This is a genomic window from Cognatiyoonia sp. IB215182 (assembly GCF_033963905.1).
In the GTDB taxonomy this organism is placed as follows: Bacteria; Pseudomonadota; Alphaproteobacteria; order Rhodobacterales; family Rhodobacteraceae; genus Yoonia.
On sequence record NZ_JAXBMB010000004.1, the window covers coordinates 103,882 to 123,566 of the forward strand.

23 protein-coding genes and 1 riboswitch are annotated in these 19,685 nt (G+C 59.8%); of the genes, 22 read left to right on the top strand and 1 reads right to left on the bottom strand.

Annotated features, from left to right (window positions below):
- Window positions 1–74: 74 nt before the first annotated feature.
- The 16 genes from phnF to SLH47_RS09265 all read left to right on the top strand — a co-directional run bounded on the left by phnF (window position 75) and on the right by SLH47_RS09265 (window position 12,970).
- The gene (gene phnF / locus SLH47_RS09190) at window positions 75–791 is read left to right on the top strand and encodes a phosphonate metabolism transcriptional regulator PhnF (protein ID WP_320239187.1); all 717 of its coding nucleotides are present in this window, start codon (window positions 75–77) and stop codon (window positions 789–791) included.
- 3 nt (window positions 792–794) lie between these two features.
- Window positions 795–1,235 carry a phosphonate C-P lyase system protein PhnG gene (locus tag SLH47_RS09195; RefSeq protein ID WP_320239188.1) on the top strand — a complete coding sequence of 147 codons (441 nt, stop codon included), beginning with the start codon at window positions 795–797 and terminating at the stop codon, window positions 1,233–1,235.
- Window positions 1,235–1,771: a phosphonate C-P lyase system protein PhnH gene (gene phnH, locus SLH47_RS09200; protein WP_320239189.1), complete on the top strand. Its 537-nt coding sequence runs from the start codon at window positions 1,235–1,237 to the stop codon at window positions 1,769–1,771. The genes SLH47_RS09195 and phnH overlap by 1 nt, the downstream gene beginning before the upstream one ends.
- On the top strand, window positions 1,771–2,835 hold the full coding sequence (locus SLH47_RS09205; protein WP_320239190.1) for a carbon-phosphorus lyase complex subunit PhnI: 1,065 nt from the start codon (window positions 1,771–1,773) through the stop codon (window positions 2,833–2,835). Before phnH ends, SLH47_RS09205 begins: the two co-directional genes overlap by 1 nt.
- Window positions 2,832–3,746: an alpha-D-ribose 1-methylphosphonate 5-phosphate C-P-lyase PhnJ gene (locus tag SLH47_RS09210; RefSeq protein ID WP_320239191.1), complete on the top strand. Its 915-nt coding sequence runs from the start codon at window positions 2,832–2,834 to the stop codon at window positions 3,744–3,746. The genes SLH47_RS09205 and SLH47_RS09210 overlap by 4 nt, the downstream gene beginning before the upstream one ends.
- A complete protein-coding gene (locus SLH47_RS09215; RefSeq protein ID WP_320239192.1) occupies window positions 3,743–4,531 on the top strand; it encodes an ATP-binding cassette domain-containing protein in 789 nt (262 codons plus the stop codon). Before SLH47_RS09210 ends, SLH47_RS09215 begins: the two co-directional genes overlap by 4 nt.
- On the top strand, window positions 4,528–5,244 hold the full coding sequence (locus tag SLH47_RS09220) for a phosphonate C-P lyase system protein PhnL (RefSeq protein ID WP_320239193.1): 717 nt from the start codon (window positions 4,528–4,530) through the stop codon (window positions 5,242–5,244). Before SLH47_RS09215 ends, SLH47_RS09220 begins: the two co-directional genes overlap by 4 nt.
- Window positions 5,231–6,403, top strand: coding sequence for an alpha-D-ribose 1-methylphosphonate 5-triphosphate diphosphatase (locus tag SLH47_RS09225; protein WP_320239194.1), 1,173 nt, complete (start codon window positions 5,231–5,233; stop codon window positions 6,401–6,403). The genes SLH47_RS09220 and SLH47_RS09225 overlap by 14 nt, the downstream gene beginning before the upstream one ends.
- 88 nt (window positions 6,404–6,491) lie before the next feature.
- On the top strand, window positions 6,492–7,289 hold the full coding sequence (gene phnC, locus SLH47_RS09230; protein ID WP_320239195.1) for a phosphonate ABC transporter ATP-binding protein: 798 nt from the start codon (window positions 6,492–6,494) through the stop codon (window positions 7,287–7,289).
- Window positions 7,290–7,316: 27 nt separating this feature from the next.
- Window positions 7,317–8,228, top strand: coding sequence for a phosphate/phosphite/phosphonate ABC transporter substrate-binding protein (gene phnD, locus SLH47_RS09235; protein ID WP_320239196.1), 912 nt, complete (start codon window positions 7,317–7,319; stop codon window positions 8,226–8,228).
- Window positions 8,229–8,286: 58 nt separating this feature from the next.
- Window positions 8,287–9,228 (top strand): phosphonate ABC transporter, permease protein PhnE, encoded by a 942-nt coding sequence (phnE, locus tag SLH47_RS09240; protein ID WP_320239198.1) that lies wholly within the window; start codon window positions 8,287–8,289, stop codon window positions 9,226–9,228.
- A complete protein-coding gene (gene phnE / locus SLH47_RS09245; protein WP_320239199.1) occupies window positions 9,225–10,076 on the top strand; it encodes a phosphonate ABC transporter, permease protein PhnE in 852 nt (283 codons plus the stop codon). The genes phnE (SLH47_RS09240) and phnE (SLH47_RS09245) overlap by 4 nt, the downstream gene beginning before the upstream one ends.
- Complete coding sequence (locus tag SLH47_RS09250) at window positions 10,073–10,699, top strand: DapH/DapD/GlmU-related protein (RefSeq protein ID WP_320239200.1); 627 nt, start codon at window positions 10,073–10,075, stop codon at window positions 10,697–10,699. Before phnE (SLH47_RS09245) ends, SLH47_RS09250 begins: the two co-directional genes overlap by 4 nt.
- Window positions 10,700–11,055: 356 nt before the next feature.
- Window positions 11,056–11,217: a hemin uptake protein HemP gene (hemP, locus tag SLH47_RS09255; protein ID WP_320239514.1), complete on the top strand. Its 162-nt coding sequence runs from the start codon at window positions 11,056–11,058 to the stop codon at window positions 11,215–11,217.
- Between the two features lie 8 nt (window positions 11,218–11,225).
- On the top strand, window positions 11,226–11,693 hold the full coding sequence (locus SLH47_RS09260; RefSeq protein ID WP_413785633.1) for a hypothetical protein: 468 nt from the start codon (window positions 11,226–11,228) through the stop codon (window positions 11,691–11,693).
- Between the two features lie 14 nt (window positions 11,694–11,707).
- On the top strand, window positions 11,708–12,970 hold the full coding sequence (locus tag SLH47_RS09265) for an imelysin family protein (protein ID WP_320239202.1): 1,263 nt from the start codon (window positions 11,708–11,710) through the stop codon (window positions 12,968–12,970).
- 78 nt (window positions 12,971–13,048) lie between these two features.
- On the opposite strand, the gene SLH47_RS09270 is transcribed toward SLH47_RS09265, so the two are convergent.
- Window positions 13,049–13,477: a hypothetical protein gene (locus SLH47_RS09270; RefSeq protein ID WP_320239204.1), complete on the bottom strand. Its 429-nt coding sequence runs from the start codon at window positions 13,475–13,477 to the stop codon at window positions 13,049–13,051.
- A 102-nt stretch (window positions 13,478–13,579) separates the two neighbouring features.
- Between SLH47_RS09270 and SLH47_RS09275 the strand changes: the two genes are divergently transcribed.
- From SLH47_RS09275 to SLH47_RS09300, 6 genes are all read left to right on the top strand, one after another.
- A complete protein-coding gene (locus SLH47_RS09275; protein WP_320239515.1) occupies window positions 13,580–15,091 on the top strand; it encodes a di-heme oxidoredictase family protein in 1,512 nt (503 codons plus the stop codon).
- On the top strand, window positions 15,088–16,071 hold the full coding sequence (locus SLH47_RS09280; protein WP_320239205.1) for an imelysin family protein: 984 nt from the start codon (window positions 15,088–15,090) through the stop codon (window positions 16,069–16,071). The genes SLH47_RS09275 and SLH47_RS09280 overlap by 4 nt, the downstream gene beginning before the upstream one ends.
- Before the next feature lie 2 nt (window positions 16,072–16,073).
- Window positions 16,074–17,147, top strand: a complete 1,074-nt coding sequence (locus tag SLH47_RS09285) for a DUF1513 domain-containing protein (RefSeq protein WP_320239206.1) — start codon at window positions 16,074–16,076, stop codon at window positions 17,145–17,147.
- A 73-nt stretch (window positions 17,148–17,220) separates the two neighbouring features.
- A riboswitch (cobalamin riboswitch) is annotated at window positions 17,221–17,436 on the top strand.
- Between the two features lie 122 nt (window positions 17,437–17,558).
- Window positions 17,559–17,954: a DUF1636 domain-containing protein gene (locus SLH47_RS09290; protein ID WP_320239207.1), complete on the top strand. Its 396-nt coding sequence runs from the start codon at window positions 17,559–17,561 to the stop codon at window positions 17,952–17,954.
- On the top strand, window positions 17,951–18,751 hold the full coding sequence (locus SLH47_RS09295) for an ABC transporter ATP-binding protein (RefSeq protein ID WP_320239208.1): 801 nt from the start codon (window positions 17,951–17,953) through the stop codon (window positions 18,749–18,751). Before SLH47_RS09290 ends, SLH47_RS09295 begins: the two co-directional genes overlap by 4 nt.
- Entirely contained in the window at window positions 18,748–19,683 is a 936-nt protein-coding gene (locus tag SLH47_RS09300) for an ABC transporter substrate-binding protein (RefSeq protein ID WP_320239209.1), read from the top strand. Before SLH47_RS09295 ends, SLH47_RS09300 begins: the two co-directional genes overlap by 4 nt.
- Window positions 19,684–19,685: the final 2 nt, after the last annotated feature.

Genomic DNA, 19,685 nt, shown 5'->3' on the forward strand with positions numbered 1-19,685 from the left:
ACCGTGTTCGCGGGGAATGTGACACAGGACTGTCACAGAGCCGGGTTACTTGAAATTCATTCGGATGAATCAAGATGCAACGAGATAAGTGGCGCGACATTCGCGCAGAAATTGAGCGTGACATCATGGATGGTGTGCTGCAACCGGGAACAAAGCTCCCCACAGAGCCAGAGCTCACCGTCGCGTATGGCGCGGGGCGTCACACCGTGCGGCGTGCGGTGGCCGAGTTGGCCAAGGACGGTTTTCTGAGCGTGGAGCAGGGGCGCGGCACCTTTGTGCAGCCGCATACGCTGTTGGAATACACGATCGGTGCACGTACACGGCTGCGTCAGAATCTTGGCGCGCAAGGCGTGGATGTGTCGGGTGAAAGCCTCGGGGTGGAGCGGATGAGTGCCTCAAAACGCATCGCCGCCAATCTCCAGATTGAGGAAGGTGCGCCTGTTGTTGCCACCAGCCGCTTGACCCACGCCGATGGCGTGCCTGTCTCATTCGGTACGCTTTATCACGACGCCGCGCGCTTTCCCGATTTCCCCGAGCGCCGGCAGGCGATGGGATCGGTCAGCGCGGTCTACAAATCCTACGGCATCCCGGATTATCTGCGGGGCAGCACCCAGATGCATGCGCGACCCGCCCGTGCGGCCGAAGCGCAACAACTACGCCAGCATCCCGATATGCCAGTCATTGTCGTACGGGCAGTCGATACTCTGCCCGATGACACGCCCATTTCCTTCAGCCAGGTCATCTGGTCCGCCGCGCGCGTCAAGTTCACCATTCCCAGATCAGAGGATTAGACCATGCCCGATCCGCAATCGCTTGACGCTTATCCCCACGAAACGCTGCTGAGCGTGTTGGCCAGGGCGGATGCGGACCGGCTAAAGGCATTCGCCGAAACCTTGATCGCGAAGCTCGACACAATTGATGTCCTCGAAAACCGGACCGGGCTTGTGATGCTGCCAATGCAGGACACCGCGCAAGGCACCAACTTTCATTTGGGCGAGGTTCTGGTCAGCGAGGCGCGCATCGCGGCCCTTGGGCAAGAAGGCTACGGCATGCGGCGGGGGCGAGATCTTGAGGCGGCGATGGCGATGGCGGTGATCGACCTCTCAGTCGCGGCAGGCATCGCCCATGGCCCGTGCGCCGATTTCGTCACCGCAGAACAGGCCGCGCAAGTGCAGGCCGATCACGACGTTCTGCGCCGCGTTGAGGCAACGCGTGTGGATATGGAGACATTCTGATGAGCCACCACCCGTCACCCTCTGATTTCGAGGCGCGCACGAATGCCACCTACGACGCGCTGATGTGGGCCCTGTCGCGCCCCGGCAAGATACGGCAACTGCCGCAGACCGGACAGGCCGCATTAATCGAGACGCTGATCGACCGCGAATGCGCGGTGTTTGCAGAAGATGACAGGCTCCGCCAGTTAGCCAGCCGCACCGGCGCGCATTTGGTGATGCCCGACAAGGCGGATCATCTGTTTTTGTCCGCCGTGCCCACTCCTGCGTTCCTGCGCGATGTCCGGCAGGGCAGCGATCTTTACCCCGAAGATGGCGCAACCCTTGTCATGCCAGCGACATTTGGCACAGGCACCGCGTTGCGGCTGACAGGGCCCGGTGTGGACGGCGCGTTGGACGTCCGCGTTGGTGATATCCCTTCGGCATTCTGGGCCGAGCGTCAGCTTGTGATGCGCTATCCGATGGGGTTCGAAATATTCCTTCTGGACGGCGATCAGGTCATCGGCCTGCCGCGTTCGACCGAAATCGAGGTGCTCTGATGGCCTATGTCGCGACACGGGGTGGCGAGCGCGCCATCGAACAGTCCCAGCGGCTTTATCGCGAGGAGATAGGGGCCATCGCCCCGGAACGGGTCGCCGAAATCCGGCGCGCGATGCCTTATCTGATCGATCGCGTGATGGGCGAGGCCTCTCTTTATGATGAAGACCTCGCTGCCCTCGCTCTGACCCAGACGGGCGGGGAGCTTTATGAGGCGATCCTGCTTCTGCGCGCTTGGCGAACGACGCAGCCCCGCCTTGCGGTCGCCAATCCGGTCACGCAGGAAGGGCTTTTTACCCATCGTCGCATCTCTGCCGCGTTCAAAGATATTCCCGGCGGGCAGGTTCTTGGCCCCACGCTGGATTACGCACACCGCATTCTGGCGACCGAGGTTCTGTCGGGTGAGACCCACGTGCCCGATCCGGTCACACCTGCGGCCCGGCCAGCCCCGGCGCGCCAACCGTCTGTCGCCGCATGGCAGGCTGAGAATGACCTTCTGACGGCGGCCAAACCAGACGACACGCTTGGCAATGACATCCCCGATGTGACCCGCGAACCGCTCTTGTTCCCCACAAAGCGCGCCCATACGCTGCAAAGCCTTGCGCGGGCAGAGACCGGTGGTGTCCTCGCACTCGGCTATGCCGCGCAGCGCGGCTATGGGCAGGCGCATCCGACCGTGAACGAATTGCGGCTAGCTGAGGCGGAAGTGATGGTCACCCATCCACGCGGCACCAAGTTCAGCGCGGGACGGGTGAAAATCTCTCAGGCGGAAGTGATCAACAAGAAGGGCACGCAGCTTGAGCTGGGCTTTTCAGCGACGATGGGCTGGAACGAGGTCAAAGTGATCGCGGCAGCCACGCTTGATCTGAACAGCACGGGCGCGCCCAAAGGCTCCGCCACTGAAGAGGAATTTTTCCTCTACCACACCGAAGGCGTCGAAAGCTCCGGCTTTTGCATCCACTTCAAGCTGCCACATTACGTTACGTTCCAATCGAGCCTTGATGCGATGCGCGACGCTAAAGCGAAGAAAGCCGCCAAACAGAAAAGCCCGGAGCCAGCGGAATGAGCCTGCAATCCCTCACCAAAGACTGGGAGCCGATGGCCTACGGCTTCCTTGATGCCTCGGCCAAACGCGAAATCCGGCGCAAGACGCTCAAGGCCATCGCGGTGCCCGGCTGCCAGATTCCTTATGCGAGCCGCGAGGTGCCGATGGCGCGCGGCTGGGGCACCGGTGGCTTGCAGGTCTCTTGCACACTGATCAATCCCAAAACCACAGTAAAGGTGATCGATCAGGGTGCCGATGACAGCGTCAACGCCGCCTCGATCCGGCGGTTTCTGGCGCGGGTGTCAGGCGCGCCGACGACGATGGACACGCTCAAGGCGGATCTGATCCAGTCGCGCCACCGCATTCCCGAAGAGAAGCTGCGCGAGGATCAGGTGCTGGTGCTGCAGGTCCCAAACCCCGAACCCTTGCGCCCCGTGCAGCCGAATATGTCCATCGCCCGGCAGATGCACGCTGATGCCGACTACGGGCGTATGTGGCTGCAGCTTTACGAACAGATCGTGCGCTCTGGCCGCGTCATGCAGGGTGCCGCCTATCCCAGCCTTGTCCACGGGAGGTTTGTTATGACGCCGTCGCCCATCCCACGCTGGGACGTGCCCAAGATGGACATGGTCAAGCACCTGACAATCCTGTCGGCGGGCCGCGAAAAGCGTCTGCATGCGGTGCCGCCCTTCACCCGGGTTGAGCCGCTGGTCTTTGACGATGTGCCCTACAAGGTCGAGGATCACGGGGCACTGACCTGTACCCGCTCCGGCGCGCGGGGCTTCTTCATGAACGAAATCCCGCAGGATGACGGCACCTCGACCTATGAGGTGTCCGACAGCGAGTTGGGCGTCAAAACCATTCAGCAGCGGGATGGCGAGCACGTCCAAATCGGCGAGACCTGGTATCAAAACGGGGAGATGCCACAATGATGGACGCACCCCGGATCGTCAAAACCCGGCCACTCCTGATCGCGCGAGATGTCAGCAAAAACTACGGTGACGTGACCGCCTTGCGCAACGTCTCAGCCACCGTCTATCCGGGCGAGGTCTTGGGCATCGTCGGCGAAAGCGGGTCGGGCAAATCCACCTTCCTGCGTTGTCTGAACCTAGAAGAGCATCCCGATACGGGCAGCTACACGCTTGATCTGCCGGATGTGCAGGGCAACCTCTTTGATCTGGACCGTTACGCGCGGCGGATGCTCTGCGCGACGCGGATCGGGATCGTCTATCAGAACCCGCATCTGGGGCTGCTGATGAAGCATTCCTCTTCCGGGAATGTGGCCGAGCGTCTGCTGGTGGCCGGTGAGCGCCGCTTTGCCGTGCTGCGCGATAAGGCCCGTGATGCGCTGGATGCGTCCGAATTCCCGCTCGACCGGATGGACGCGCCGCCGATTGAGCTTTCGGGCGGCATGCAGCAACGGGTGCAACTGGCCAAGGCGATTGCGTTGGAACCGGCGCTTTTGCTGCTCGACGAACCCACAACTGGGCTGGATGTCAGTGTGCAGGCGCTGGTGCTCGACACGCTCAAGAAGCTCCAGCAAGAACGCAAGATCACAATGGTGATTGTCAGCCATGATCTGGGTGTCATCCGCACGTTATCTGACCGGGTGATGGTCATGCGGCGCGGCGAAGTGGTTGAAGAAGGTCTGGCCGATCAGGTGTTTCAGGACCCGCAACACGCCTATACGCAACAATTGGTGCATGCAAAGCTATGACTGTTCTTGACGTCCGCGACCTCTCCAAAGGTTTCACGATGCACCATCTGGGCACGCAGATGGGCGCGTTCTCGGATATCTCTTTTAGCCTGAAGGCGGGTGAGTTCCTGCTGCTCAAAGGACGGAACGGTGCGGGTAAATCCACCCTGCTGCGGACGCTTTATCGCAGTTATCTCGCCGGGGCTGGCGAGATCCTGTTTCACTCCAATCACGGCGTTATCGATCTGGCGCGGGCCGCGGATGTGGATATCACCCATCTGCGCCGGACGGAGATCGGGTTTGTCACACAGTTCCTCACAGCGCGGCCTCGCGTTAGCGCCGAAGCGCTGGTTGCGGAACCTTTGCGCCTTGCTGGGCGGACGGCAGAACAGGCCAGGCGCGAGGCGCGGCATTGGCTTGATGCCTTCGGCGTGAAACAAGAGCTTTGGGCGGCCTACCCGACCACGTTTTCGGGCGGCGAACAGCAAAAGGTGAACCTGGCCCGCGCGCTGATCCTGCCGCAACGACTGCTTCTCTTGGATGAGCCGACCGCCTCACTTGACGTGCAGGCCAGGGCAGCGCTGGTGAACCGCCTTGCGGAACTCAAGGCGCAGGGCACCGCAATGATCGGTGTGTTCCATCATCCAGGCGATGTTGCCACGCTGATTGATCGCGAGATTGACCTGACACCAGGCGCCGCCCCAGAAGAGGACCGCAAAGATGTGGCTATCTGATTTCACCCTTGTCTTGCCAGATCGCGTGGTGCCCGGTGGTTCTGTCCTGATCGAGGATGGTGTGATCGCTGATGTCAAGGAGCATGCGGTCGCGGGCGGCCTGCAGGGGGATGGGAAACACCTGTTTCCCGGTTTCATCGACATGCATGGCGACATGATCGAGCAAGAGCTTGAGCCGCGGGTGCAAGTGGACTTCCCGATGGATGTCGCGCTTGGCCACCTTGATGCGCGGCTCGCGGCAAGTGGCGTGACCACCGCCTACGCGTCCGTGTCCTTTTCGCGCGGGGCCAGAGACGGTGAGCGGCGCTCGTTTGAGCACACCTGCGGGATCATCCGCGCGTTGAAAGCGGCAAAGGATCACATGCGCGTCGATCACAAGATCCACGCGCGGTTCGACATCACCTTCACTGCCGCCATCGACGCGTTGGGCGATCTACTGGATGACGATCAGGTCGATCTGGTCTCGGTCATGGATCACACGCCGGGACAAGGACAGTACCGCAACCTGGAACGCATGATCGAATTGAAGGCAGCACGCGAAGGCAGCACCGTGGAACAGGCGCGCGCCGATGTGGAGGAGCGGTTGTCCCATAGGACGCCAGAAGATGAGGTGCTTGCAAATCTGCAAACTGTGTCGGCCCTGTGTCGTGCGCATCGCGTTGCTTTGGCCAGCCACGACGACGATACTGTCAAAAAGGCAGGACTGATGGCCGATATCGGCGCAGTCATCAGCGAATTCCCGGTGACGATGGAGGCTGCCGAAGCCGTTGTTGCACGCGGGCTCATGACAGCCATGGGCGCACCGAACGCGATGCGCGGGCAGAGCTATTCCGGCAATCTGTCCGCCCGCGACCTGCACCGCGCGGGTATGCTTCATATCCTCGCTGCCGACTACCACCCGGCTGCGATCCTGCCCGCGATCCGCGTTTTGGCAAAGACCGATCCTCAGGGATTGGCCGGTGCAGCACGCCTCGCCACCGCCAACCCGGCCAAGGCGCTGGGCCTCGCTGACCGGGGTGAGATTGCGGTCGGCAAACGCGCTGATCTTGCGGTTGTCGACGCTAATGACCGCGTTGTCGAAACGCTGAAGACCGGAGAGATCGTTCATTCCAACGGAAGCATGACAGGTATCGCCGCCTGCCTGCGGACCGTCGCCTAAGCGTTAACAAAACTGTCATCGAAAGGACTCGGCACTGTTACCGAAGGGCCGCTAAATCGGCTCATAAAATTCATTCGGATGAATCGGCATGGTCGCACCTCTCACCCTTTCCAACGTCAGCCGTATCTTTGGCGAGACCACTGCCGTCGACAACGTTTCGCTCGACATTGCACCAGGACAGTTTGTGGGCGTCATCGGACGTTCGGGGGCTGGCAAGTCAACAATGCTCCGCCTGATCAATCGCCTCATCGACCCCTCTTCGGGGTCGATTTCGTTTCAGGGGTCCGAGATCACGGCGCTGAAAGGCAAGGCCCTGCGGGCCTGGCGGCGCGATTGCGCGATGATCTTTCAGCAGTTCAATCTGGTTGAGCGGCTGGATGTGCTGACCAACGTGCTGATCGGGCGTTTGGCCGAGCATGGGTTTCTGTCGTCAATGGCGATGCGGTTTACCGATGAAGAGCGGGCGATGGCGATCGCCGCCCTCGACCGGCTCGATCTGGTGCCGCAGGCGCTGCAACGCGCAGGCACTTTATCAGGCGGACAGCAACAGCGGGTCGCGATTGCCAAGGCCTTGGTGCAACAGCCGAAAATCATGTTGGCGGATGAACCAATAGCCTCGCTCGATCCTGCCAACGCCACCCTCGTGATGGATGGTCTGAAACAGATCAACGAAGAGGACGGGATCACCGTTCTGGTCAACCTCCACACGCTCGACACCGCGCGCGCCTATTGCGACCGGATCATCGCGATGCGCCAGGGTCGCATCTTCTTTGATGGCACCGCCGCACAACTGACCGATGGCGTGGTCCGCGACATCTACGGGCTGCAGGGCCTGCAGCAATTTAATGAGGCCGTCACCTCCACCGCCGTGCGGGAAATGGCCTGACGCAAACGCAAATTAGGGAGATCAATGATGCGTTTTCTAACCACAACCGCGCTTTGCGCACTTGTTGCCACGCCGGCACTGGCGTGGAAAGAGGATTATGCCGTTCTGAAATTTGGCATCCTGTCGGGCGAGAATGAAAAGGACCGCCTGATGCGGAACGAACCGCTGCGCGCGTTCCTTGAAGCGGAGCTTGGCGTCGAGGTCGAGATCTTTACCGCTGGCAACTATGACGGCGTGATCCAGGCCATGGCCGCTGACCAGATCGAAATCGGTCGTTTCGGGTCGTCCTCCTATGCGGCTGCCTACACTGCGACGAATGGCGGCGTGATCCCCACACTGACCACGCTGAACCAGGATGGGTCGACCGGATATTATTCAATCGTTGTGGCGCGTTGCGACAGCGGTATCGAAAGCCTCGCCGACGCTGAAGGCAAAGTGCATGCCTTTGCCGACCCGGACTCCACCTCTGGCTACGCCGTGCCTTACTTCAACATGATCAACGTTGAAGAAATCATCCCCGAAGAGTTTTTCGGCACCGTCACCTTCTCGGGTAGCCACGAGGCCGGCGTGCAGGGTGTCTATAACGGCACATTCGATACGGCTGCCACCTGGATGGATAACCCGCAAAGCTCTGTCTACACGCGCATGGAAGACAAGGGCATGATCACCGCCGGTGAGATCTGCACGATCTGGGAAAGCCCAGAGATTACGTCTGGACCATGGACGTTCCGCTCCAACCTGCCGGAAGAGCTGATCGAAGACGTCACGACGGCCATTCAGGCCTTCCCGACGGCGGACCCCGAAGGCTACAAGATCTATTCCTCGTGGACCGCAGATAACGAGAACCCCGAAGTCGGGTTTCAGCGCGTGAACCACGAACGCTATCAGTGGATCGTTGATATGCGCGAATGGATTCGGGACCAGCGCCGCAGCGGCTGATCAATACGGTTTGAGGGGCAGGCCAGCCGGTCTGCCCTGACGTTTCCAGAGGTTCCCGATGACAGCCATCACTGATCCCGCCTTTGCGGGCCAAAGCAACCCGCAGATTGACGCGTTTGAGGCAGAATTTGCGGAAGCCCGCAAATCGTCGCGCCGCGCATGGCTAATCGGATCGGTGATCTTTTTCATCGTCTTCATGGTCACCTCGTGGCTTGGCGACTTCTTTCGGGTCACCCAAGTGACCATGCCCGATGGCTCGCGCGAATGGCGTTGGGTTATCGCGGCAGGCATTCCGCGACTTGGCGAGTTCATCTCGCAAATGATCCCGGTCCTGCGCTGGGAGACCCTTGGCACCGATTTGGCCGAGTGGTTCTGGCGCTGGCGGACCTGGCTGGAACTCCTTTTTGAAACGATCCTGATCGCCTACATGGCGACCGTTCTGGGGGTTATCGGCGGGTTCCTGCTATCTTTCCCCGCGTCCCGCAACCTTGCACCCAACAAATGGGTGCTCTGGATCACGCGCCGCTACCTGGAAATCGCGCGCACTGTGCCAGAGCTTGTCTGGGCGATCATCTTTGTCTTCTGCTTCTCGGTCGGGCCCATGGCTGGTGTGCTGGCTATCGGGCTGCACGCGACCGGCGCTTTGGGCAAGCTTTACTCCGAAGTGAACGAAAACATCGATATGGGCCCGCTTGAAGGGGTCAAGGCGGCGGGCGGCACCTGGTTTGATCAGATCCGCTATGGCGCGGTCCCGCAGGTGATGCCCAACATCATCAGCTACACGCTCTTGCGGTTCGAGATCAACGTGCGCGCCTCATCCATCATTGGCTATGTCGGCGCCGGTGGTCTGGGTCAGGAATTTCGCGTCGCGATGAGCTTTCAGGAATACACCGATCTGTCCGCGCTTTTCGTAATCATCTTCGTCACCGTGATGATCATCGATTACGGCTCCGAAAAGCTGCGCCACCGGATCATCGGCATGGAAGGGATGCGCACATGACGCCAGAGCAGATTGAGGCGGCAAAGACCCGCGTGCCGCTAGCATTCCGCGATCCACCGGCGGTGCAGGCGCGCAAGATCGGGCTGCGTGTCTTTATGGTAGGGCTTTTCTGCTATTGCCTTTGGGCGTTTGAATTCACGCCAGAGCGTATCTGGACCGGGTTGGAGCGGTTGGGCACAGTCGCAAGCTTCATGTTCCCGCCCTATATCTGGACGTCTTGGGAAGAGTTTTCAGAGATCATGAACGGGCTCGGTGAAACGCTTGCCATTGCCTTTCTTGGTACTGTCCTGGGGGCTGTCGTTGCATTCCCGGTGTCATTCCTCGGTGCCAAGAACATCAACCGCTTCACCTTCTGGCGGCTGACGGCGCGGCGCGGTTATGACGTCATCCGCGCGTTTGAGACGCTGATCCTTGCGCTGATTTTCATTCGCGCCTTCGGTCTTGGCCCCCTTGCAGGCATCCTCGCCATCGCGGTGAGCGAGGTTGGCACCTTCGCCAAACTCTTTTCCGAAGCCATTGAAAACACGTCAGAACGTCCCGTGGACGGTGTAAAAGCTTCGGGTGGCTCGCGGCTGCAGCAAATCCGCTTTGGGATTATGCCGCAGGTCAACCCGGTGATCCTGTCGATCCTGCTGTACAACTTTGAATCCAATGTTCGTTCCGGCACGATCCTGGGCATTGTGGGCGCGGGTGGCATCGGCTTCCTTCTGTCCGACCGTATCGCCGCTTACCGCTGGGGCGAGGCGTGGTCGATCATCTTCCTGATCATCGCGATGGTCTATCTGATCGACTGGCTGTCCGGCCTGATCCGCCAACGCCTGATCGGCAAGGCGGACCTAGCGAAATGAGCGGCGCAGGCTCCAAGAAGCATCTGAGCGAAGCACCGACCATCCACCCCGAAGCCACCGTCACTGACTGTGAACTCGGCGTCTGGACCGAAGTCGGCAAGGGCACGATGATGAAGGAAGTCCAGATGGGAGACTATTCCTACATCACGCAGCATTGCCACGTAGTCTGGACCACCATCGGCAAGTTCTGTTCCATCGCCAATTCTGCGCGCATCAACCCAGGCAACCACCCCACATGGCGCGCCACCCAGCATCATTCGGTCTACCGGGCCGAGGCCTATGGGCTGGGCGAGGATGACCACGACTTCTTTCAATGGCGTAAGGATGATTGGGTCACGATTGGACACGATGTGTGGATCGGCCACGGCGTCACGATCACTGCCGGTGTGACGGTGGGTGATGGTGCAGTGATCGGCGCGGGCGCTGTCTTAACGAAAGACGTCGCACCCTACACGGTCGTTGGCGGTGTGCCCGCCCGCTTCATCAAACGGCGGTTCTCGGAAGACCAAGCCAATGCCCTACGGCGCATCGCGTTGTGGGATTGGCCCCGCGAAAAGTACAAATCAGCCCTGCCAGATGTCAGGTCGCTGAGCATTGATGCGTTCATTGAGAAGTATCGCTGACACGAAGATCTGAGGGCGAGGTTTGGCTGGCGGGTATGCGGAGCCAAAATGGTGCGCCCCGTAATCCGACTAAATTTGTCGGATTGACATATCTGATTAAATCACTCAGGATTGCCTCAAGCGTCTAGCCACCCCGCTCGCCTTCCGGGGAAGCCCGATCATCGTCAGATAGAAAGGACTCTCCCGATGCGACAGACACCCGAATATCCAAGTCCCGCAGCGCAAGTTGATGCGCCGACATTGCCAAGCAAATCAGAGATTATTGCTGTCTTGCAAGGCGATGGCGGTCGCGCCGGTTTGCAATTGGAGTGGGTGCTGGACCACTGCACCGCACGTCAAGGAGCATCAAGATGACTATGCATGCTGTTGTTCAGACCACCAGATTCACGCCGCCTGAATTGCCAACATATAACGCAGAAGATCTGACCAAGAATGGGGATCGTGCGCAGATTGTGCTTGGCGATCAAACCTACGTTTTGCGCATTACCCGTGCTGGAAAACTGATCCTCACCAAATGAGCGTCCACATGCAAATCCGTGGCGGTACTCCGGTCGGGATGATGCGCGATCTATGCCCGATCTCGGCTGCGGCAGTGACGTACCTGCGCCTGTGGTGTGGCGGACCCGATCAGCAAAGCCAAGTCTGGAACGCGCTTGCAAGCGCGCTGGGCACAGCAAGGGGGCGCCGGGCGCTGCAAGCATTTGAAGCCCTGTTCGGCATCTGCGCGGCACATGGGCGCAGGCCACTGATCCGACATGCCCCACAATGCAAATGCGTTGGCTCGGACGAGGCCTGCTTTGCGAATTTCATCGCAACAGCGGCAGATGGTGCCAGAGAGGATGCGCTGCTCATGGCGACCCTACTTGTGCGCACAGATATGGCCCCGGTACTCACGTCCTTGGCAACTGACTTTGGTCTTGCGCTGAAGCGGATAGATTTCGCCGCACGGCCAGAGATGCCAGAATCCCGACCTCTTCACACGACACTCCACTAAGCAGGGAACCTGAAATGAAACTCCATTTGACTACGTCAACGGCGCTAGGCTTAGCCGTCGCGATGCCAGGATTTGCGGCGGAAAAGGTTGATGTGCTGACGACATATGCCGACATCGCCGCCGCCAAATACGGCGATAGTCTGGTCACTGCACAAGTCCTGCAATCGGCTGTGAATGCATTGGTCACCGCCCCATCTGCCGAGAACATGCAGGCAGCAAGGGCGGCCTGGCTAGCGGCGCGGGTCCCTTATCAGCAATCGGAGGTCTTCAGGTTCGGCAATGCGATCGTTGACGATTGGGAGGGGAGAGTGAATGCCTGGCCGCTCGACGAAGGGTTGATTGACTATGTTGACGCCTCCTACGGCGGGCCTTCGGATGAGAACGGCTTTGCGACGCTGAATGTCATTGCCAACCCCACATTCACGCTCTCCGGAGAAGAGGTCGATGCTGCCGCGATTACCCCGACCTTGCTGCAAGAGACGTTGCATGAAGCGGATGGTGTGGAGGCGAATGTCGCCACCGGATATCACGCCATCGAGTTCTTGCTATGGGGCCAGGATTTGAATGGTCACGGCGATGGCGCTGGTAACCGGCCCTGGGCCGACTATGCGCAGGGAGATGCCTGCACCGGTGGCAATTGTGACCGGCGTGCGACCTATCTGGTGGCGGCGACTGACCTGCTGGTCGAGGATCTGGCATGGATGACCGCGCAATGGGGCGCTGAAGGCGATGCGCGCGCTGCCCTCATGGCCGATGAAGACGCCGGGATCGCGGCGATGCTGACTGGCATGGGCTCACTTTCCTATGGCGAAACCGCGGGCGAGCGCATGCGCCTCGGCCTGATGTTGAACGACCCGGAGGAGGAGCATTCCTGTTTCGCCGACAACACCCATAACGATCATTTCTATAACGGCATTGGCGTCCAGAACGTCTATCTGGGCGAATATGTGCGGATTGATGGTACGCGCGTTTCCGGCCCATCCCTGTCCGACTTGGTTGTCGAACGTGATGCGGAATTGGATACAGAAATGCGATCCAAACTTTCAAACACGATCATGGCACTTGGCCGGATCAAGGCCGCGGCAGAGGCTGGCTTTGCCTATGATGAGATGCTGGCGCGCGGCAATGCTGGTGGCGAAGAGTTGATCATGGGCGGCGTCAACGGCTTCATCGATCAAACCCGTTCGATTGAGCGGGTCGTCACCACGTTGGGCGTGGCTCAAATATCGATTGAAGGATCAGACAGTCTGGACAACCCTGATGCGGTTTTCCAATAGGCGTGACGCAAAATTACCTCTGTCGGGCACGCCTTGTGCCTTGCAGAGCATGATATGGACGTCACCGGCCGCAGATGATCATGTGCGCGACAGCTGTTCTGCAACGCCCTGGATCAGGAACCCGATATGGCGTTGATGCGGCTTTGGCACACGAGAGCGGATCAGAAAAGTCAGGCTGTCCAAGTCGCCTGCATCCACGGCTGTAATCGCACGCATCAACCATGCTTCGTCGAACGAAACCTCTTCAACACCGGGGCGATAGAAGACGGGGCGCCGCGAAATCGCCTGGCGCATGCATTTGAACAGGACCCGCGCATGGGCATCGCGGGCGGTGCTTTTCTTGTTGGACAAGACAGCGCAGGCTTCAAAGAGATCCGCTTGCGCCGCAGAGCGGCAATCAAGCGCAATCACACGCAGGACGTTCAGCGGTTCGCGCCAACCAGATGGGATGGTGGGATCCGGGTGCCGATCAAGCGGCTGGTCTTTGGGCAAAGCCAATGAGGCCATGTCGCAATTCTCACATTGATCACAGCGAAAGGGGACTCGCCGTTTCTTTCCTGACTGTAATTATAGGATTTAACACGAAATGAAAGATGCATGAGAAAAACTATGGTAAAAATGCCGTTTTTCGGTCTGGTCCTGGTGTCTTCTGCGGTCTGGGCTGACATCTTGGATGATGTGCATCTCAATGTGATCCCGCGCACGGAAGCGGAGAGCGCACGCATCGCGGAGGTGACTGAGCCTACCACGGACTTCTCCGGCGTTGCGCGCTTTGAAGAGTTGTCGGCTGGCGCCGCAACGGTGCGCGCAAGCCGCACGGCTGACGCGTTTTCGCAGGCATCCGGCAACATGCAATTCGAGGACGAACTGACCTTCAAGGTCGGTAACGGGCTGTTTCGCAAAATCTGGGTTTCGGCACCTGCTTCAACGCTTGCATCAGATGGTCTGGGCCCTCTTTTCAATGCGCGGTCTTGTCAACGTTGCCATATCAAAGATGGGCGGGGGCATCCGCCGGAATCGCGTGAAGATAGCTCTGTGTCCATGTTTCTGCGTATCTCGATCTCTGGCGGTTACGACGACAAGATCGCCAATATCGAAGGATACATCGCCACGCTGCCCGATCCGGTTTACGGCAATCAATTGCAAGACTTTGCGCTTCCCGGCCATGCCGCAGAGTATGAGTTGGAGGTCACGTATGAAGAAGAGGTGATCGCGCTTTCAGATGGCGAGACGGTCAGTCTTCGCCACCCGACCTACCGTGCTGCAGGTCTTGGCTATGGCCCTTTGCACCCCGACGCGATGTTAAGCCCGCGCGTTGCCAATCAGATGATCGGGCTTGGCCTGCTTGAAGCTGTTCCGGCAGCCGATATCCTGGCCAATGCCGATCCGGACGACGAAAATGGCGATGGTATCTCTGGCCGCCCGAACATCGTTTGGTCCCATGAGTTTGACCGCCCCATGTTGGGTCGCTTCGGACACAAGGCTGGCAATCCCACCATCCGTCAGCAATCTGCCGCAGCTTTTGCAGGCGATATCGGTATCTCCTCGCCGCTCTTCCCCAACGGCGCTGGCGAGTGCACCGAGGCACAGACAAGCTGCCAAGACGCGCCGCATGGCGACGGGGATGAGCGGGTCTTTGAGGTTGATGACGAAATCCTTGATCTGGTGACGTTCTATAGTCGCAACCTGGCCGTGCCTGCGCGCCGCGATGCAAATTCCCCTGAGGTCTTGCGCGGCAAACAGGTCTTTTACGACAACGGGTGCACGGCCTGCCACACACCGAGTTTCGTGACACATCGATTGGAAGATCAGCCCGAACAAAGTCTTCAACTGATCTGGCCGTATTCTGACATGCTGTTGCATGACATGGGTGAAGGGTTAGCCGATCACCGGCCAGAGGCGCGCGCGAATGGTCGCGAATGGCGAACGGCCCCCCTTTGGGGGATCGGATTGACGCAGCAGGTCAGCGGGCACAGCTATTTCCTGCATGACGGGCGCGCACGCTCATTGCTCGAAGCGGTCTTGTGGCATGGCGGCGAAGCACAAGCGCAGCGTGACGCGGTGATTGCCATGCCGAAAGTGGACCGCGATGCGCTCATCACATTTCTGGAAAGCTTATGAAACCCATCCTAAGCGTTCTTGCAATCCTCGGCACCACTTGCATGGCGACGGCGCAAACCGAGGATATCGTCAATGACCACATACTGCCGGGCATGGCGGCACTTGCCGAAACTGGCGCGGCACTTTCGGACGCGGCGCAGGCGGATTGTTCGGTGACATCAATGTCCCTGCGAGACGCCTATCATGCGGCGTTCGATGCCTGGATAATGGTAAGCCATCTGCGTTTCGGCCCCAGCGAAGTCGATGATCGCGCCTTTGCCCTGGCGTTTTGGCCAGACAGCCGCGGCGCTACACCGCGCAGCCTTGCGGCGTTGATCCGCGACGAAGACCCGATTGCCGAAAGTGTCGCCGCTTATGCCGAGATGTCGGTCGCCTCGCGCGGCTTTTACGCCATGGAGTTTGTGCTGTTTGACGAAACGATCAGTGCTCCGGGCAATCCGACCTATCGTTGCCAATTGGTCCAGACGATTGCCGGCGACATCGCGGCAACGACGGCTGCAATTCATGACGGATGGGTGGCCGACTATGCCGCCCAAATGACCAATCCATCTGACATATACCAAGATGATCGCGAGGTTTTGCAGGAGCTTTTCAAGGCGCTTAACACCGGACTGCAATTCACATCCGAAAGCAGGCTGGGCCGTCCTTTGGGCACATTCGACGCGCCAAGGCCACAACGCGCCGAGGCCTGGCGCGCAGGCCGGTCAGCGCGCCACGTGACGCTTTCATTGACGTCCTTGCGTGATCTCGGCGCATTGTTGTCTGGCGAAGATGAAGCGTTGCTCGCCGCTTTTGATGTGGCGTTGGCGCGCCTGCAGGAACTTGATGATCCTGCCTTTGCCGGTGTGGCAACGCCACAAAACCGCCTTGAGATAGAGATAATTCAACAGAAAATTGAGGAAATCCGCACAATAGTATTGCAGGATATCGGCCCAACACTGGGTGTTTCTACGGGGTTCAACGCGCTGGACGGGGATTGATAATGGATCGACGGCAGATATTGGCGGCGCTTCTGGCGACGGGGCTGGCCCCGCGCGCCAGTTGGGCTGACGCGGGTGCACCTGCCTTTCTAGCCGCCGCCGCACGCGGGGACGGTCGATTTGTTCTCTGCGGGATTGCCGCCAATCGCGAAATCGTCTTTGAAGTCCCGATGCCCGCGCGCGGCCATGCCGCCGCAGCCCACCCTCAGAAGCCAGAGGCGGTGGCCTTTGCCCGTCGCCCCGGCACTTTCGCCATTGTTCTGGATTGCATGACAGGTCGCATCAAGGCGATCCTTGACGCACCACATGGTCGTCATTTCTACGGACACGGCGTGTTCAGCGCTGATGGCAGATGGCTTTACACCACTGAGAATGATTATGAGGCGGGGGTGGGGCGCATCGGCCTTTGGGCCGCGAGCCGGGGCTATGCGCGTGTGGATGAATTCAGCAGCGGAGGTGTTGGTCCCCATGATATCAAGCGGTTGCCCGGCAGCGATACGCTGGTCATCGCCAATGGCGGTATCGATACGCATCCCGACAGCGGCCGCACAAAGCTCAACATCCCCACGATGCAGCCCAATCTTGCCTATCTTTCAGATGGATATGTGACGGACACGGCGGAGCTGCCAACGGATTTGCATAAGAACTCAATCCGGCACCTTGCTGTGGCGCGCGATGGTCAAGTGGCGTTCGGGATGCAATGGCAGGGCGATGGGGCCGCGCCGCCGCTGGTCGGTGTCCATCGCACTGGCGCGCCTATGGAATTGCTGTCAGCAACAGACGAGGCACTGCAACAGATGCAGGGTTATGTTGGCAGCATCGCATTCTCTGATAATGAGGATGAAATCGTTGTCACGTCGCCAAGGGGCGGCGTTGTCCAGACCTACGATCTGAACAATCGCGCACTGTCGGGGATGCTCGACCTCAGCGATGCGAGCGGCGCGGCACCGGCAATGGGCGGCACGCTTATCTCATCCGGGACCGGCGCGCTGGTCCATTTGCGCGGTAATGCAAAGGTCACGCGCCAGATGCGTGGGTTGCAATGGGACAATCACCTTGTGCGGCTGGCCGCCTAGGCCCGCAAGGCCTGCGCCGCTGGCCTGGGTGCGGCAATCATAACGAATGCCTATTGACCCCGCCTGCAACTTTCATTTCACTGCCAGCGATGGTTCTTGGACGCCAAAGCTGCTGACAAGATGAAAAGGGAACACGGTGCGGCGTAGCCATAAGGCACCAAATCCGTGACTGCCCCCGCAACTGTGAGCGGTGAGCGACCCCAAAACACCACTGGACCAAAGGTTCGGGAAGGTTGGGGCAAGCATTGACCCGCAAGTCAGGAGACCTGCCATCACCGGTGCAAAACGCGCTGGCATGTCAACACCCATCAGGCGGGGTGCCTGGTCTGGAGCATATGATGGCAAAGCGGTCCGACTACCCGCGGCAACATGGTTCTGTATTCCTTGCCCTCGCCCAAGGCGGAGGGCCTTATGGAACATCGTATTACAATCTGCACATCTTGCCGGCACAAGGGCACGGAATGTCGCCCGGGCTATGAACTGATCGATCGCCTGCGCAAGGCCATGGCGGCGGCGGGCGACGCTGTCACCGAAGACTTTGAGATCTCAGGCGTCGCGTGCATGGCCGGATGTGACCGCCCCTGCACTGTGGCTTATCACGGCACGCGCAAGGCCACGTATCTTTTCGGTGATATCGACCCTGATGCGGATATCGACGATCTCGTCGCCTTCGCCCGGCAATATGCCTATCTGCATGACGGCTGGTGTTCGTCCGTGGACAGGCCCGGCAAGCTGCGCAATTCGACCCTCGCGCGCGTGCCTGCCGCGATTGTGGCGATTCAGGAAAGCGAGGTGCTGGCGTCGTGACTGCTGCCCACCTTTCCGTGCACGACCTTTCGTGGTCGCCGGGGCGGGGGGCGCCGCCGATCCTGCATGCGACCAGCTTTGATCTACCCGCTGGTGGCGTGCTGGGCATCGTGGGGCCGAACGGGGCGGGCAAAACCACGCTCCTGCGCCTGCTCTATCGTTTTCACCGGCCGCGCACTGGAACGATGCAGGTCGATGGCGCCGATATCTGGACGCTTAGCGCCAAGGAAGCCGCGCAACGGATAGCCGCCGTTTTGCAGGAACAGCCCAGCGATTTCGCCCTGACGGTCCGCGAAATCGTCACTTTAGGGCGCACCCCGCACCGGCGTGGCTTTGGCGGCAGTGCCGGTGCGCATGATGCGGAAATCATCGACAGCGCGTTGGGTCAGCTTGGCCTGCGGGGATTGGCACATCGCCACCTTGGCACGCTATCGGGGGGTGAGCGTCAGCGGGTCATGGTGGCTCGTGCCTTGGCGCAGCAACCGCGCCTCTTAATCCTCGATGAGCCGACCAATCACCTGGACATCCGCCATCAGCTTGAGGTGCTGGACCTGATCCGGCACCTGCCGCTGACGATCGTGATCTCTCTGCATGATCTCAATCTCGCTGCCGATATCTGTGATCACATCCTGCTTTTGCAGAACGGGCGGCCCGTTGGGTTTGGCGCACCTGATGAGGTGCTGTCCGAAGCAGCCGTCTCAAACGCCTTCCATGTGCAAGCGCGGCGCGAACATCTCGCGCCCAGCAACACTAATCACCTGACCTTTCATCTTCAGACCGAGGAAACGATATCATGAAGAATGCAATCTACGGCGCGACAACACTCGCCCTGATCGGGGGCTTTGCGCAGGCCGAAGTGGCGGTGCAAAGCTGCAACCGCACCGTCACCTTCGATGCGCCGCCTGAACGCGCCATCTCAAACGACGTCAACCTGACCGAGATGATGCTGGTCCTCGGCCTCGCCGACAACATGGTGGGCTATACCGGCATTTCGGGCTGGAAGACGCTGGATGAAGAGATGCGTTTCGGTATCGATGAACTGCCCGAACTGTCCGCGCGTTATCCGTCGAAAGAAGTGCTTGTGGGCGCCGATGCCGATTTTTTCTTTGCCGGGTGGAATTACGGCATGAAAGTTGGCGGCGAAGTGACGCCCGAAACGCTGGAGCCATTTGGCATCCAGGTCTACGAACTCACTGAATCCTGCACCCATATCATGGACAAGGAAAAGGCCAGCATCGAAGACATGTATGCCGACCTGATGAACCTTGGCCGCATCTTCGATGTTGAGGATGCGGCGACGGAGCTGGTCGATGGATACCGTGCCGATCTTGCCGCCTTCACCGAAACGCTTGAAACGGGCGAGCCGCTGCGCGTCTTTGTCTATGACAGCGGCGAGGACACGCCGTTTACCGCCGGGCGCTACGCTATGCCGACCGCGCTGATCGAGGCGGCGGGTGGCACCAACATCATGGATGATTTTGAGAAAAGCTGGGCCACCGTCACATGGGAAGCGGTGGTTGAGCGGAACCCCGAAGTCGTCGTCATCGTGAATTACGGTGAGGTCACTGCCGAGGAAAAGCGCGACTTCATGATGTCGAACCCGGCCTTCGCTGACATTGATGCGGTGAAGAACGACCGGTTCGTGACGCTGGAATATGTCGAGGCCACACCAGGCCCGCGCAATATCCGCGCAATCAAGACACTCGCGAACGCCTTCTGGGGCGAATAGAG